Consider the following 13,595-nt stretch of genomic DNA (forward strand, 5'->3'; position numbering starts at 1 on the left):
TCCGTATGGACGCAGTGTAGGTGCGAGTAACGACCTGTTTCGCCATACGTAACCTATGTAGACAAACTAATTTGAAGGTATGGGTTAGAACGTGGAATATCCAGCCGTCCATCGGACGGTGGACTGTGAAGGGTAGTGTCGGATTCATCCCCGCGCTGAAGCGCGAGGCTTTCTCCTCGATTCTCCGTAAATCGAACCGCTGCTCTCGCATACCAGCAACGATTGCTGGTATATACGGCGGCCCGCTTACAACTCCAAGCCGCGGATCGAGACGGTTCCCGCCTCGTCGTCGTCCCCCTCCTCCACCCGCCCGATCACGCGACCACCGGTCTCGGCGGCCAGCGACTCGGCGGCGTCGGGGTCCAGCGCAGCGACGAAGCCGGTCCCCATGTTGAACGTGCGGTGCATCTCCTCGTCCGGGACGTTCCCCTCCGACTGCACGAACTCGAAGACGGGCTGGGGGTCGAAGGCGTCCTCAACGACGTACCGGTGGTCGCCGAGCCGCGTCAGGTTCGTCCACCCGCCGCCGGTGACGTGGGCCGCGCCGCGGACGCCGTGCTCGCGCATGGGGTCGAGCAGGTCCGTGTAGATCCGGGTCGGCTCCAGCAGCGCCTCGCCGACCGTCTCGTACCCCTCGAAGGGACACGGGTCGGTGTACGCGTGCTCGCGGGTGGCGGCCTCTCGCGCGAGCGTGAGCCCGTTGGAGTGGATCCCCGAGGAGCGCCAGCCGACCAGCGCGTCGCCCGGCTCCGCCGCGCCGTCGAAGACGGCCCCCTTCGCGGCGAGCCCGGCGCACGTCCCCGCCAGGTCGAGCCCCGAGATGACGTCGGGCATCACCGCCGTCTCGCCGCCGATGAGCTCCATGTCGGCGAGCTCGGCGCCTCGGGCGAGCCCGTCGCCGACCTGCTCGGCGAACCGCTCGTCTGGCTCGTCGACGGCGAGGTAATCGACGAAGGCGACGGGACGGACGCCCGCGGCGACCAGGTCGTTGACGTTCATCGCGATGCAGTCGATGCCGACCGTCGAGTAGTCGCCCAGCGCCTCGGCGACGAGCAGCTTCGTCCCCACGCCGTCGGTCGCGAGCGCGAGGTACCGGTCGCCGATGTCGAGGAGGCCGGCGTAGTCGCCCTCGGTCTCGCCGACCGCGCCGATCAGCGCCGCGGTCGCCGCCTCGCTCGCGTCGATGTCGACGCCTGCGTCGGCGTAGGTGAGCCCGTCGTCGGCCTCGCTCCCCTCCCGCTCGTCGCTCCCGCTCGCCTCGCCGTCGTCTCCGCCGCCGTCCTCGGTCATGTGTGTCGAGGGACGCCCGCGGAGCAAAAGCGCACCGTTCCCGCCGGACGGCCGGACCGTCCGCGACCGATCGTCAGCCCGACTCAGAAGGGCCCGCCGAAGCCGAGCCCGCCGACGAAGACGAGTCCCACCGTGAGCAGGACCGAGACGACGAAGAAGGTGGCCCAGACGCCCTTGCTCCAGTCGAACACGGTCTTCCCGTCGAGCGGACCGTAGGGGATCAGGTTGAACGCCGCGAGGAAGACGTTGATCGCGATCCCGCGGGAGCCGACCAGGGTGATCACCGGACTCCCGACGACGGGGCCGAGCAGGAGCGCCGGGAGGAAGACGAACGTGAGGAGCAGGTTGACTACGGGGCCGGCGAGCGCGATGTGGCCGTGCTCCCGCGGGGTCAGTCGCCCGCGGTGGTGGACCGCGCCGGGCGCGGCGAAGATGAACCCGAGGAGCGAGCTCATCACGGCCAGGAACAGCATGCTGTTGTCGGCCCGGAACTCGGCCACCTGATCGTAGTGGACCGCGACGACCTTGTGTGCGACCTCGTGGAGGAGGAACGCGACGCCCGCGGTGAGCAGCCCGACGAGCAGCGGCGGCACGACGCCCGCCGCGAGCAGCCGGTCGAAGCCGGCGGTGCCGTTGACGAAGAAGAGCGTGAACGCCACGCCGAGCGCGAGCCACGCGACGAGCAGGTCGCGGAGCTCCGTGCCGCTGAAGTAGAGGCCGGCGATCCGGCGGCCCCGGAACGCCGAGCTCACGCGCCACCCCCGCCCACCAGCACGCTCCGAATCAGCTCCGCGCCGGTCCTGGCGCCCTCGACCATGAGCCGTCCCACCTCGTCGACGCCGCCGACCTCGCTGCCGAACATCGCCGGGATCACGTAGACGGCGAACAGGAAGCTCGCCACGATGCTGCCGACGTTCGTCATCGCGACGACGACGATGAGCTTGAACAGCGGCACGTCGAGCATCCGGGAGACCAGGTCCGAGGGCGACAGCGTCTCGTCGGAGAGGAGGTCGTTGAGCGTCCCGATGTCGCCGACGTTCACGGTGAGGTGACGGAGCTCCACGTAGCCGGTGAACCAGCCGGGCGCGAGGACCGGATTGATAGAGGTCATCCACGCGACCGCGCCCCCGACGCCGGCGGCGGTCCAGCGCGCGCCGGCGACCTTCGCGAACGCGAACGCGAATATCCCGTTGATGAGGAACCACGCGCCGAACAGGCGGAACAGGAACGCGTTCTCGACGCCCGCCAGCGCGAGCAGGACGAAGAAGCCGACGAACCCGACGGTGATCGCGTAGCCGACCGCCTTCTTCCACGGGAGCCCGCCGCCGCGCTCGCGACCGACCAGGTCCGCCATCGGCGGGAGCGTCTCCGGGGCCGCGAGGTACCGCTCGATTCCGGCTCGGTGGCCCGCGCCGACGACGGCGACGACGTCGTGGCCGGCCTCCCGGAGGGCGACGAGCCGGTGAGCGATGAACGCGTCGCGCTCGTCGATGAGCGCCTCGGCGCCGCCCGGCGAGAACTGACGGAACTCCTCCATCATCATCGTCACCACGTCGGTGTCGGTGAGCTCCTCGACGTCGATCGCCTCGATGCCGCCGTGTTCCGGCTCCCCGCCGCGGCCGACCAGCCCGAGCGCGGCCGACACGAGAACCCCGAGCGACAGTCCAAGCGCGAGCCCGAGCCCGATGCTGCCGATCGCCGTCACGGCGAAGCCGCCGAGATACGTCGCGACGACCCCGTCGAGGGCGCCGAACGCCGCGGCCGCGATCCCCGCGCCGACGCCGAGAGCGGCGGCGGCGTAGAGCCGGCCGTCCGGCGAGAGCGCGGCCTTCCCGACCTGATCGACGGCGACCCCCACGACGAGCGCGGCGAGCACGCCGCCCGTCACGCTCGTCAGCAGCGCGTCGGTCACCCCGAAGCTGCCGCCGAACAGACCGATCGCCGGCCCCGCGATGATCCCGACGAACAGCCCCGCGACCACGCCGACGATCCGCGAATCGGTGACGCCGAACGCGAGCCCGCCGACCATCCGGAGCTTCTCGGTGAGCGTCATCCGGGCCCAGAACCGCTGGATCGTGGTCTGGATGTCCCGGTCGACGAGCGCGACGTCGATGCCGAGCCCCTCGGCGACGTCGATGGCCGCGCGCATGTCCGCGCCCGGCTCGATGTCGAAGCGGTCGCCGAGCTGGGTCTGAACGTACGAGAGCATCCAGTACGCGAGGAACTGGAAGACGGTGTTCCCGCGCAGGAGGTCGCCCGCGTCGAGGTCGTCCGGCGTCTCGCCCTGCATCTGTCGGTACCGGCCCTCGTCGAGCTCGACCGCGACTACGTCGGGACGCTCCCGCTCGACCGCCTCCTCCACCTCGTCGACCGAGCGCTCGGAGACGTGCGCGGTCCCGACGACCGTCACGGAGCCGCCCTCGGCCTCGACGGCGGCGTCCGTCTCGGACGCCGCCGAGGGATCGCTCGCCGTCGGGGGCACGGACGCGCCGTCGGAGCCCCCTGGCGTCTCTGTCATTGACGAGACGTACCCTCTCACCGCGTTTAGGGTTTGTGAGTCGATGTCGGGTCGGTGATGGCTTAGAGGATCCAACAAATTTGTATCCTCACGGCGTAGAGTACCGAATATGTCGCGGCTGTTGCCCTCCCTCCCCGACGCGACCCCCGACGATCGGGAGCCGCGGGTCGTGGGCGTCGACGACGAGGACGCCGACGACCTCATCGCGGCGCTCGGTTCCGAGACCGCCCGCGAGATACTCACGTGTCTCCACGACAAGCCGGCGACGAAGTCGGAACTCGCCGCCGAGGTCGACACCTCGCTCCAGAACGTGCAGTACCACCTCGCGAAGCTCGACGGCGCCGACCTCGTCGACGTCGTCGACACGACCTACTCCGAGAAGGGCCGGGAGATGGACGTGTACGCGGCCGCGGACGAGCCGCTCGTCCTGTTCGCCGGCGGCCACGAGGAGTCGGCCGGGATCAAGAGCGCGCTCCTGCGGCTGCTCGGAGGCTACGCGCTCATCGGGGTGGCGGCCGCCGCCGCCCAGCGCGCGCTCTCCGTCGCGGAACCGACGGTCCGGGTGACGACCGAGACCGGAGGCGGAGACGCGGGGAGCGCTTCGGACGACGCCGGGGGACAGGAGACCGCCACAGAGAGCGGCGACGCGGCGGTCGACGGCACCGTCGAGTACGTCGTCGACCCGCTCGCCGAGTACGCCGTCTCGCTGCTCGAGCCCGGCGTCGTCTTCTTCCTCGGCGCGGCGCTCGTGTTCACGGTCGCGTGGGCGTACTGGTACAGAACCGCGGAGATGTGACCGGGCTCGCCCACCGCGCGTGGGACAGCTATTCATGCCGCCGCCACCACGATCCGATATGGAACACGAGGCCGAGGTCGTCGGGGTCGGAGCGGGCTCCGCACCCGGCGGCGACGTACCGGCGGTCATACTCTCCGCCCGCGGGGAGTACGTCCCCATCTTCGTCAGCGCCGATCAGGCGCAGTCGATCGGGATGGCGCTGGAGGGCGAGCCGTTCGACCGACCGCTGACGCACGACCTGCTCGTCGATATCCTCACCGAATTCGGCGGCGCGATCGACCGCGTCCGCGTCGACGACCTCCGCGAGGGCACCTTCTACGCGAAGATCGACGCGGAGCGGTACGAAGACGGCGAGCCGGAGCGGTTCGTCTTCGACGCGCGCCCCTCCGACGCGCTCGCGCTCGCCGTTCGGGTCGACTGTCCGATCATCATCTCCGACGAGGTCGTCGACGAGGCCGGCCGGTCGCATGACTCCGTCCGCTTCGACGACGAGTCGATAGGCGACTCCTGACGGGCGAGCCGCCGATCGATCGACGGGAGCCGGAGTTTCAAGTCGCCCGCCCGCCCAGCGGCACTATGGACGAGACGGCGACCGTCGCGGAGTCGTACACCGAGATGACCGAGATGCTGCTCCCGAACGACACCAACAACCTCGGGCGGGCGCTCGGGGGCGCCGTCCTCCACTGGATGGACATCTGCGGCGCCATCGCCGGCATGCGCTTCGCGAACCGGCAGGTCGTCACCGCCTCGATGGACCACGTCGACTTCATCGCGCCCATCGAGATGGGCGAGGTCGCCGTGATCGAGGGGTACGTGTTCAACGTCGGGCGCACGAGCCTCGACGTGAAAGTCGACGTGCGCGCCGAGAACCCTCGGACCGACGAGCAGCGACGGACGACGACCTCCTACTTCACCTTCGTCGCGCTCGACGACGAGGGGTCCCCGGCGAGCGTCCCGGAGCTGACCAGTCCGACGCCCGAGGAGGAGGCCCTCCGCGAGGAGGCGATCGCGGGACGGCGCGAACAGCTCGCCACTATCGTCGGCCGGTACGATATCTAGCCGTCGGCCGGTACGATATCTAGCCGTCGGCCGGTACGACCGCTAGTCGACGGCGAGAACGTCGACCCGCGTGTCGCGGTCGGCCGCGTCGCCGTCGAGTGCCGCGACCGCGGCCTCGTGCGCCTCGCGGACCCGCGCGACGAACGCGTCGAGCGAGTCCCCTTCGGCGGCGGCGAGGTGAGTCGGACAGCCGCAGTCGGACGCGCCGAATCCGTCGACCGGACCCGCCGGGAGCCGGTCGGCGACCGCGCACTCGACGTCGGCGCCGACGCTCCGGACGACGCGGTCAATCCGGGCGTCCGGGTGGCCGAGCAGGTGGTCGACGTGCCAGTGCCGGACGTCGTGTTCGCCGCGCGCGGTCCGACGGTGTCGGTCGACCCGCGAGAACCCGCCCGCGCCGAGCGCGCTGCCGGTGTACGCGTAGCGACCGGCCCCGAAGCGACGCTCCCCGAGCGCGCCGACGTCGATGGCGGCGGTCGCCGCGAGGTCGATGACCAGGGTGTACGTACCGCCGCCGGCGTCGGCGATCCGGCCGGCCTCCTCGTCGCGTCCGTCCCCGCTCACGACAGCGCCGCCGGGGGGTCGCTCGCCGCCGGCCGGAGGTCGTCGACGAGGTCGCGCGCGGCGTCGGTCAGCCGGTACACCTCGTGGACGTCGGCGGGGTCGCGGCCGCGGCCCGACAGCGTTCCCACGGCGTCGGCGATCCGGTCGTAGTTGTCGCGAACGAGCCCGCCGACGATCCCCGGCGTGCCGGCCCGGTCGGCTAGCTCCTTGGCCGCCGAGCGGCCGGCGTACACGCGGCGCTCGAGGGGGTCGACCAGCACCATCGCGAACGGGCGCGAGCCGAACTGCGCGTCGAGGAACGGACCGACCGGTTCGGCCTCCCACGGCACCGCGACGACGCCCTCCAGCCGGCGGAGCGCGAGCGCCGCGACCGAGCAGTACGGGCAGTCGCCGTCGAAGATCAGCACCGGTGCGTCCGAGTCGGAACTCATGGATAACCGTACGTCCCGCGGCGGCTTAAGCGGCCGGCCGGCGGGCGGAAAACCGAAGGCGGGCGCGGCGAACGCGTCTCAGTGCGAGTGGCCGAGCGCGTCCTCCAGCGACTGCCCGAACCGCTCCTCGAACAGCTCCCCGGCCGTCTCGTTCATCTCCGCGATGTCCTCGGGCACGTCGCCCTCGCTGTGGTGAACGATGACGTGCGCCTGCTGGGCCATCGCCTGCACGACGACGTCGCTGACGACGCGGGTGGACTGCTCGCCCTGCTCGCTCAGCACGTCGACGAGACCGGCAGGCAGTTCGAACGACTCCTCGTCACCGTCGGGACCGGTGATCGTGTAGGTTTCCGTCTCTCCCATACGGTCCACTCGCGGTCGGGACATAAGGGTCTGTGGAAAGCGCGCTCCCGGCGCGCACGCGTTCGAGGAGTGGGTCGACGCGACGGAGAGCGGCGGAGCGGAACCGACGCGCCGTGCGCTCACCCGTGCGCCGAGATGGCCTTCACCGAGAACCCGGAGAGGGCGATGGTCGCGAGGTAGACGGCGATCGCGGTGACGACGATCGACCCGCCGGAGGGGAGGCCGAGCCCGATCGAGACGGCGAAGCCGCCCAACACCGACAGCTGGCCGAAGATCACGGAGAGGTACGTCGCCTCGCGGAAGCTCCGCGCGACCTGTGAGGCGGCCGCGACCGGAACGACGAGCATCGCGGCGACGAGGATGACGCCGAGCACCTGCATCGAGCCGACGACGACGACCGCGGTGAGCACGACCAACAGCGTGTTGTACCCGGTGACGTTCAGCTGGGCGACGCGCGCCGCCTGCTCGTCGAAGGTGATGAAGAGCAGCTGCTTGTACGTCAGCGCCACGCCGGCGACGACGAGCACCGAGAGCGCGCCCATCAGCCGCGCTCCCTCGGCCGTGACGACCGCGAGGTTCCCGAACAGGTAGCCCTCGATGTTGATCGCCGTCAGCCCGCGCCCGTAGCTGACGATCAGCGTGCCGACCGCGAAGCTCCCACTGAGCATGATCGCGATGGGCACGTCGCCGTAGGCGTCGGTCCGCTCGGTGAGCCACTGGACCGCGAGCGCGCCGAGGACACCGACGACGAGCGCGACCAACAGCAGGGAGCCGTCCCAGCCGGTCGAGGCGTTGACGAGGATGCCGATCGCGACGCCGGCGAACGCCGTGTGCGCCAGCGTCTCACCGATCAGCGCCATCTCGCGGTGGACGAGGAACGACCCGACGAGCGGCGCGACGACGCCGACGAGCACGCCGACCGCCATCGACTGCCACATGATCGGGTGCCGGAACACGTTCGTCCCGAACGCGGCGTCCATCCCCCGCCCGAGCGAGCGAAACGCGGCGTACAGGTCGCTCGCGACCGGGACGTCCCGCGCCCAGTACAGGAGGAGGAACCCGAGCATGCCGACCGCGACGACCCCAGTGATCCCGATTCCCGCGAGCTCGATCGCGCGCCGGGGGCCTCGGTCGGGCCTCGCGTCGGCGGTCACGCTCTGCTCGCCGTCCGACGCCGTGGTCTCGCTCATCAGTGGTGGTGGTGGACGACCTGTCCGGTCGCGCCGTACGCCTCCGCGAGGGCGTCGCTCTCGACGAACGACTCGGTGTCGCCGTGGTGGTACAGCTCGGTGTTGATACAGGCGATGCGGTTCGCGCGGTCGGTGACGACGCCGATGTCGTGCTCGATGAGAATGATGGTGATCCCGTCGTCGTTGAGCTCGTCCAAGAGCGCGTAGAACGCGTCGCGCGACTCGGCGTCGACGCCGACGGTCGGCTCGTCGAGCGCGAGGAGGTCGGCGTCGCTCGCGAGGGCGCGGGCGATGTACGCGCGCTGCTTCTGCCCGCCCGACAGCTCGGTGACGAGCCTGTCCGTGAGGTCGGCGATCCCGACCGTCTCGATGGCGGCGGCGACGGCGGCGCGGTCGGCCTCGGAGAGCCGGCCCCGGCCGGCGTGCGCGAACCGTCCCATGGTGACGCACTCGCGAACCGTGACGGGCATCGCACCCCCGCGGCTCGTCGCCTGCTGAGAGACGTAGCCGATCCGGCCGCCGTCGTCGAACTCGTCCACCGGCCGCCCGAACAGTTCGACGGTGCCCTCGTCGGGGTCGTGCAGCCCGAGCATGAGGTGGAGCAGGGTGGTCTTCCCGGAGCCGTTCGGACCGACGAGCCCGAGGAACTCGCCCGCCTCGACCGTCAGAGAGACGTCGCTCACGGCGACGGTGTCGCCGTAGGCGAACGTCACGCCGTCGAGGTCGACGATTGCGGTCACTGCGTGTGCCGTGTCTGGGTCGTCCGAACGTTTAGCTCTTTTAGTCCGTCGCCGGCGGCTGGGCGGCCGACCGACGGCGCCGCGTCGGGGTGCCGGGTCACTGCACGCCGAACGCGCGCTCGAACGCGGGGACGTTGATCTCGGTCATCTGTTCCAGGTAGCCGTAGCCGGCGTCGTTCCACTCCTCCGTCGTCCCGCCGGCCGGGCTGACCGCCGTCGTCTCCGTGGCGTCGCTGTTCTCGACGATCGTCTCGGCGAGCGTCGTCGACTCGAACCGGTCGTAGAGGATCGTGTCGATCCCCTCCGTGTTCACCAGTTCGATGGTGTCGGCGATCTCGCTCTGGCTCGGTTCGTTCTGCGGCGAGACGCCCACCGGCGAGTGGAGGCGGAACCCGTAGCGCGCCTCCAGATACTGGAAGGAGTTGTGACCCGCGATGACCGCCACGTCGCGGTCGGCGTCCGCGGCGATCGACTCGAGGGCCGCGTCGACCTCGTCGAGCTCCGCGGCGTACGCGGCCGCGTTGTCGGCGTACGCCTCGGCGTTGTCGGGATCGGCCTCGCCGATCCCCGTCGCGATGGTCTCGACCATCGTCGCCGCGAAGAGCGGATCGACCCACACGTGGGGGTCGTACTGGCGGTCGTCGTGCTCGTCGTCGTCGTGGTCCTCTTCGTCGTCGTGGTCCTCGTCGTCGTCGTGCTCTTCGTCGTCGTGGTCCTCGTCGTCGTCGTGCTCTTCGTCCCCCTCGTGCGAGTGGTCCCAGTCGAGGAGGTCGTCCTCGACGTCGGCGAGCGCGTCGACGACCGCGACGGAGTCGTAGTCGGCTTCGAGCGTCTCCGCGAGATCCTGCGCCCACGCGAACTCGGGGTTGTCGAGGTAGACGAACGCGTCCGTCGAGGCGACGTCCGCGGCCAGGTTCCCGTCCGGGCTCCAACCGTGTCCGAGCCGACCGACCTCGACGGGGCTCTCGAAGCTCGCGTGGTCGCCGACGACCTCGTTCGCCCAGTCGTTCAGGGTGAAGAAGGCGGTGTACCCGCCGTCGAACCCCGCGGATCCGCCGTCCGCGGCGCCCGAACAGCCGGCGACCGAGGTCGCCGCACCGGCGGCCAACAACCCGACTCCGCGCTGTAAGACCGAACGACGTGAGTGACTCATACCGATTCCTACCGGCCGTTAATAGAAAAGCATTGTTATTTCATAACCTTCAGTTAATAACTCGGCGGGCGAGAGCGGGTCCGATTAACAACGGCGGGCGGAGACGGCACCGACTGCCGCGGATGGGAGCTCGCCCGACTGCGCTCTCGATCGCGCTCACTCCGTGAGGTCGACGGTCGTCGACTCCGCGAGGGCGGCCAGCCGCTCGGGGTCGATCGCGAACACCGCGCTGGGGGTTCCCGCGGCGCCGTACACGGTGTCGTACTCGGCGAGCGTCGGGTCGAAGACCGTCGGGAGCGTCGCGTCGTGACACAGCGGGGGCACGCCGCCGATGCTCCAGCCGACCACCTCGCGGATCCGCGTCGGGTCCGCCATGGCGGCGTCGTCCGCCCCGAAGTGGGCCGCCACCGCATCCAGATCGAGCCGATTCGCACCGCTGGTGACGGCGGCGACGAGTCGACCCCCGTCGGTGTCGTCGTCGCTACCGCCGACAGCGTCCCCGCCGGAGAGCGACACCACGATCGTGGAGGCGATCGCCGCGGTGTCACAGCCGACGGCGTCGGCGGCCGCGGCCGCCGTCTCCGTGCCGGCGTCGAACTCCAGCACGTCGAGGTCGACATCGTACCTGTCCCGCGCCCGTGCCGCGAACTCCGCCGCGCGCTCGTGCATGCGGAGAAAGAGGTCCGCCGCTGGGTATGAAGCTCCCGGCCGCGGCACGTATGGCGAGCGAGGAGAACCGGGCGAAAAGGGGACCGCGAGCTCGTCGGTCGCGGCGCGCCGACGCGCTACCGCGTCCGCAGCTCGTCTTTGTCCTTGATCACGCGGACGTCGCCCTCGCCGGAGGTGACCTCGTTGACGAGGTCGTACAGGTCGTTCTGCAGCCCTGCGGGGAACGTCAGGACGCCGACCCACGAGCCGTCGTTCTGCCACTCCTCGCGCTCCAAGTCGCCGAACTCGCGGATCTGTGCCTGGCCGGAGCCCGCGTAGTCCGGTGGGAGCTGGACCGCCATCGTCACCTCCTCGAACCGGATCGGGATGACGGGGCGGAGCGCCTCGAGCGCGTCGTCGACCTGATTCTCGACCGGCTCCATCGGGTCGACCTGGAACCCCGCCTCCTCCAGCGCGCGCTCGATGCGCTCGGGCGGGTGCGGGGAGTCGTCCATCTGCGGGTTCACCGCGTTGCGGGTGATGACGGTGACGAGCTGGTTGTGCTTCCGCTCCAGCATCTCCTCGCGCTGCTCGGCGGTGATCTGTATCTCGCCGCGGTCGACGACCTCCGGAATGATCTCCAGCGGGTCGGTGGTGCCGAAGACGGTCTCTAGGTCCTCCTCGGCCGGGCGGTCGCCGCGCGAGGCGTTCTCGAACACGTCCTCGGCGGCGATCACGTCCTCCAGGTCGCCCTCGAACTCCCCGCGTTTCATCGCGAGCGCCGCGTCCGGGTCGATCAATACCTCGAACCGTTCGCCGTGTGACTCCAGTCGGGCCGTTACGGCCTCGTCGAGCGATATCATACCGAACGATACCACCCCCGTAGTGAAAAAGCCTCCCGCGCCGCGGCTCGTTCGACCGCCGGGCGACACGAGGGCGGCTCAGCCGGTCGCTTCCGGGCGCTCGTCCTCCCAGTCGCTGCGACAGGCCTCCGAACAGAAGTGTCGGTGCACGACGTCGGTCCCATCGACCCACGTGACGGTCCGGCGGCCGACGCCCAGCGCCGGGTCTCCACACGTCACGCAGCGCGGCGCGGACTCCTCGTCGACGTCCTCCTCGAGGTCGGAAGTCGGATCTACCATACCCGTCCGTGCGTCCCCGGCCACTTGAACCCGCGAAGGGCGGCAGTTCTGGCCGGCCGTCACGGGGCCCGGCCGCGCTACCGTCCGAGCGGGCGGTCGCCGCGGACCCGGTGGCCCTCCCTCGTCGCCGACCGCCGCTGCGACGGGTGTTCGACCGCGATCTCCGCGTCGGGCGCGGGGTCGGTGAGGATTCGCTCGCGACCGTCCGGCCAGCGGACGACGGCGCGACGCGGCGTCGCCCCGCCGAGACCGAAGTGCGCGACCGGCTCGGTCTGGCAGAGGCAGCCGCCGCCGGCGTCGACGGTGCGGCGCTGGATCCCGGCCGTCGTCTCCAGTCTCACCACGGCGCCGCGGGCGGGCGCCCCGTGCCGCGTCGTCGGCCGCACGCGGAGCCACCCGGCGGCGGCGGCGCCCGGGACCTCGTAGGCCGCGATCGGCTGCGCGGCGACCTCGCCGTGGACGACGACCAGCTCCAAGACGCCGTCGCCGTCGAGGTCGGCGGCCACCGCCCCCGTTCCGAACCCGTCCGGCTCGGCCGCGGGTCCGGGGTCGACGGCGCGCCAGCGGGAGTCGTCGTCGCCCGCGTCCGACCCGTCGCCGCCGACCCGCTCGTAGAGGCGGTTCGGCTCGCCAGAGACGTTATAAAACAGCTCCTCGTGGCCGTCGTTGTCGAAGTCGGCCGCGACGACGGTCCGGACCCGGTCCGGTTCCCGGAGCGTCGCCGGCGCGACGTCCTCGAATCCGCCGGCCGCGGCGTGCCGAAGGAGGCGGTTGGGACCGGCCTCGTTGCCGACCGCGAAGGCGAACGTGCCGCCCTCGTCGACGAGGGCGGCGCCCCGGGTGTCCCCCGCGGGATCGGCCAGCGCCCCGCCCTGAGTCGGAGCGTAGTGGCCGTTCTCGTTCCGGAACAGCCGGTTCGGGCCGCGCTCGACGCCCGCGAACAGGTCGCCTTCCCCGGAGCAGTGCGGGACCGCGAGCAGGGAGCGGCAGCCGCCGTCGACGTCCAGCCCGACGGCGTCGGCCATGTCGGTGATCTCCCCGTCGTCTCCGAGCTCGTAGAACGCGAGGGGCGCGGCGTACCCGGAGACCGCGACCCCGTACCGACCGGTCCCCAGTCGGTCGAGCGCGGCGACGGAGCGCCCGGCCCGCACGTCCAGGCGGTCCGCGTTCACGGGGAGCGCGAACACGTCGGTCCATCGGTAGCCGTCGGACTCGAGTCGACTCAAGAGGAGGTCCGGGTCGCCGCCGCCGTCGACGCCCATCGTGCAGTTGTGCACGTACACCTCTTCGCAGCCGTCGGCGTCGAGGTCGGCCGCGCACACGCCCATCCCGTGGCGGGTCCCGTCCGCGACGATGCCGCAGGCCGTGTCGACGAAGCGGTCGCCGTCGCGGGCGTACAGGCGGTTCGGTTCGCCGTACCCGGCGACGAAGACGAGCGGTCCGTCCCGTCCCGGCGTCACCGCGACGCCGTACCCGCGGATCGGGTCGTCGTCGCTGACGAGGTCGGACCGCTCCGTGAACATGGTCCCCCGTCACCGCTCAGGGAATATGAACTCACGGGTTGGATTCACCCCGAGAAAAATAAATACGGGCCTGTGCTTAAGAGATGAAGTCCGCTCGACATCCCGGCTCACCGCGCGGACGCACGCTCCTTCGAACGTCCACCTCCCGCGTCAGCCGCGCGGCTCCGTCTCCCCGGCA

16 protein-coding genes are annotated in these 13,595 nt (G+C 70.9%); 3 read left to right on the plus strand and 13 right to left on the minus strand.

Annotation, left to right across the window (positions count from 1 at the left end):
• Positions 1–246: 246 nt before the first annotated feature.
• The 3 genes from purM to R6U01_RS07320 form a co-directional block, all read right to left on the minus strand.
• Complete coding sequence (gene purM, locus R6U01_RS07310) at positions 247–1,290, minus strand: phosphoribosylformylglycinamidine cyclo-ligase (RefSeq protein ID WP_410285804.1); 1,044 nt, start codon at positions 1,288–1,290, stop codon at positions 247–249.
• An 83-nt stretch (positions 1,291–1,373) separates the two neighbouring features.
• Positions 1,374–2,042: a metalloprotease gene (locus tag R6U01_RS07315; RefSeq protein WP_410285805.1), complete on the minus strand. Its 669-nt coding sequence runs from the start codon at positions 2,040–2,042 to the stop codon at positions 1,374–1,376.
• Positions 2,039–3,808 carry a TraB/GumN family protein gene (locus R6U01_RS07320; protein WP_410285806.1) on the minus strand — a complete coding sequence of 590 codons (1,770 nt, stop codon included), beginning with the start codon at positions 3,806–3,808 and terminating at the stop codon, positions 2,039–2,041. Before R6U01_RS07320 ends, R6U01_RS07315 begins: the two co-directional genes overlap by 4 nt.
• A 109-nt stretch (positions 3,809–3,917) precedes the next feature.
• On the opposite strand from R6U01_RS07320, the gene R6U01_RS07325 reads away from it, so the two are divergent.
• From R6U01_RS07325 to R6U01_RS07335, 3 genes are all read left to right on the plus strand, one after another.
• Positions 3,918–4,604 carry an ArsR/SmtB family transcription factor gene (locus R6U01_RS07325; protein ID WP_410285807.1) on the plus strand — a complete coding sequence of 229 codons (687 nt, stop codon included), beginning with the start codon at positions 3,918–3,920 and terminating at the stop codon, positions 4,602–4,604.
• Positions 4,605–4,662: 58 nt separating this feature from the next.
• The gene (locus R6U01_RS07330; protein ID WP_410285808.1) at positions 4,663–5,115 is read left to right on the plus strand and encodes a bifunctional nuclease family protein; all 453 of its coding nucleotides are present in this window, start codon (positions 4,663–4,665) and stop codon (positions 5,113–5,115) included.
• A 65-nt stretch (positions 5,116–5,180) separates the two neighbouring features.
• Entirely contained in the window at positions 5,181–5,663 is a 483-nt protein-coding gene (locus R6U01_RS07335; protein WP_410285809.1) for an acyl-CoA thioesterase, read from the plus strand.
• A gap of 42 nt (positions 5,664–5,705) precedes the next feature.
• Here the strand turns inward: R6U01_RS07335 and R6U01_RS07340 are convergent, their stop codons facing one another.
• The 10 genes from R6U01_RS07340 to R6U01_RS07385 all read right to left on the minus strand — a co-directional run bounded on the left by R6U01_RS07340 (position 5,706) and on the right by R6U01_RS07385 (position 13,417).
• Positions 5,706–6,191 (minus strand): GIY-YIG nuclease family protein, encoded by a 486-nt coding sequence (locus R6U01_RS07340; RefSeq protein ID WP_410285852.1) that lies wholly within the window; start codon positions 6,189–6,191, stop codon positions 5,706–5,708.
• A gap of 32 nt (positions 6,192–6,223) precedes the next feature.
• A complete protein-coding gene (locus tag R6U01_RS07345) occupies positions 6,224–6,658 on the minus strand; it encodes a DUF393 domain-containing protein (protein ID WP_410285810.1) in 435 nt (144 codons plus the stop codon).
• A gap of 78 nt (positions 6,659–6,736) precedes the next feature.
• Positions 6,737–7,021 (minus strand): hypothetical protein, encoded by a 285-nt coding sequence (locus tag R6U01_RS07350; RefSeq protein ID WP_410285811.1) that lies wholly within the window; start codon positions 7,019–7,021, stop codon positions 6,737–6,739.
• A gap of 119 nt (positions 7,022–7,140) precedes the next feature.
• The gene (locus tag R6U01_RS07355) at positions 7,141–8,211 is read right to left on the minus strand and encodes a metal ABC transporter permease (RefSeq protein ID WP_410285812.1); all 1,071 of its coding nucleotides are present in this window, start codon (positions 8,209–8,211) and stop codon (positions 7,141–7,143) included.
• The gene (locus tag R6U01_RS07360) at positions 8,211–8,951 is read right to left on the minus strand and encodes a metal ABC transporter ATP-binding protein (RefSeq protein WP_410285813.1); all 741 of its coding nucleotides are present in this window, start codon (positions 8,949–8,951) and stop codon (positions 8,211–8,213) included. The genes R6U01_RS07355 and R6U01_RS07360 overlap by 1 nt, the downstream gene beginning before the upstream one ends.
• A 97-nt stretch (positions 8,952–9,048) precedes the next feature.
• Entirely contained in the window at positions 9,049–10,104 is a 1,056-nt protein-coding gene (locus R6U01_RS07365; protein WP_410285814.1) for a metal ABC transporter substrate-binding protein, read from the minus strand.
• 156 nt (positions 10,105–10,260) lie between these two features.
• Positions 10,261–10,773 carry a YbaK/EbsC family protein gene (locus tag R6U01_RS07370; RefSeq protein WP_410285815.1) on the minus strand — a complete coding sequence of 171 codons (513 nt, stop codon included), beginning with the start codon at positions 10,771–10,773 and terminating at the stop codon, positions 10,261–10,263.
• Between the two features lie 116 nt (positions 10,774–10,889).
• Positions 10,890–11,615, minus strand: a complete 726-nt coding sequence (locus tag R6U01_RS07375) for a ribosome assembly factor SBDS (protein WP_410285816.1) — start codon at positions 11,613–11,615, stop codon at positions 10,890–10,892.
• A 78-nt stretch (positions 11,616–11,693) separates the two neighbouring features.
• Positions 11,694–11,894 (minus strand): hypothetical protein, encoded by a 201-nt coding sequence (locus R6U01_RS07380; RefSeq protein WP_410285817.1) that lies wholly within the window; start codon positions 11,892–11,894, stop codon positions 11,694–11,696.
• A 77-nt stretch (positions 11,895–11,971) separates the two neighbouring features.
• Positions 11,972–13,417 (minus strand): CRTAC1 family protein, encoded by a 1,446-nt coding sequence (locus R6U01_RS07385; protein ID WP_410285818.1) that lies wholly within the window; start codon positions 13,415–13,417, stop codon positions 11,972–11,974.
• Positions 13,418–13,595 lie beyond the last annotated feature (178 nt).

The sequence above is a fragment of the Halorubrum sp. genome, assembly GCF_046498025.1.
Lineage (GTDB): Archaea > Halobacteriota > Halobacteria > Halobacteriales > Haloferacaceae > Halorubrum.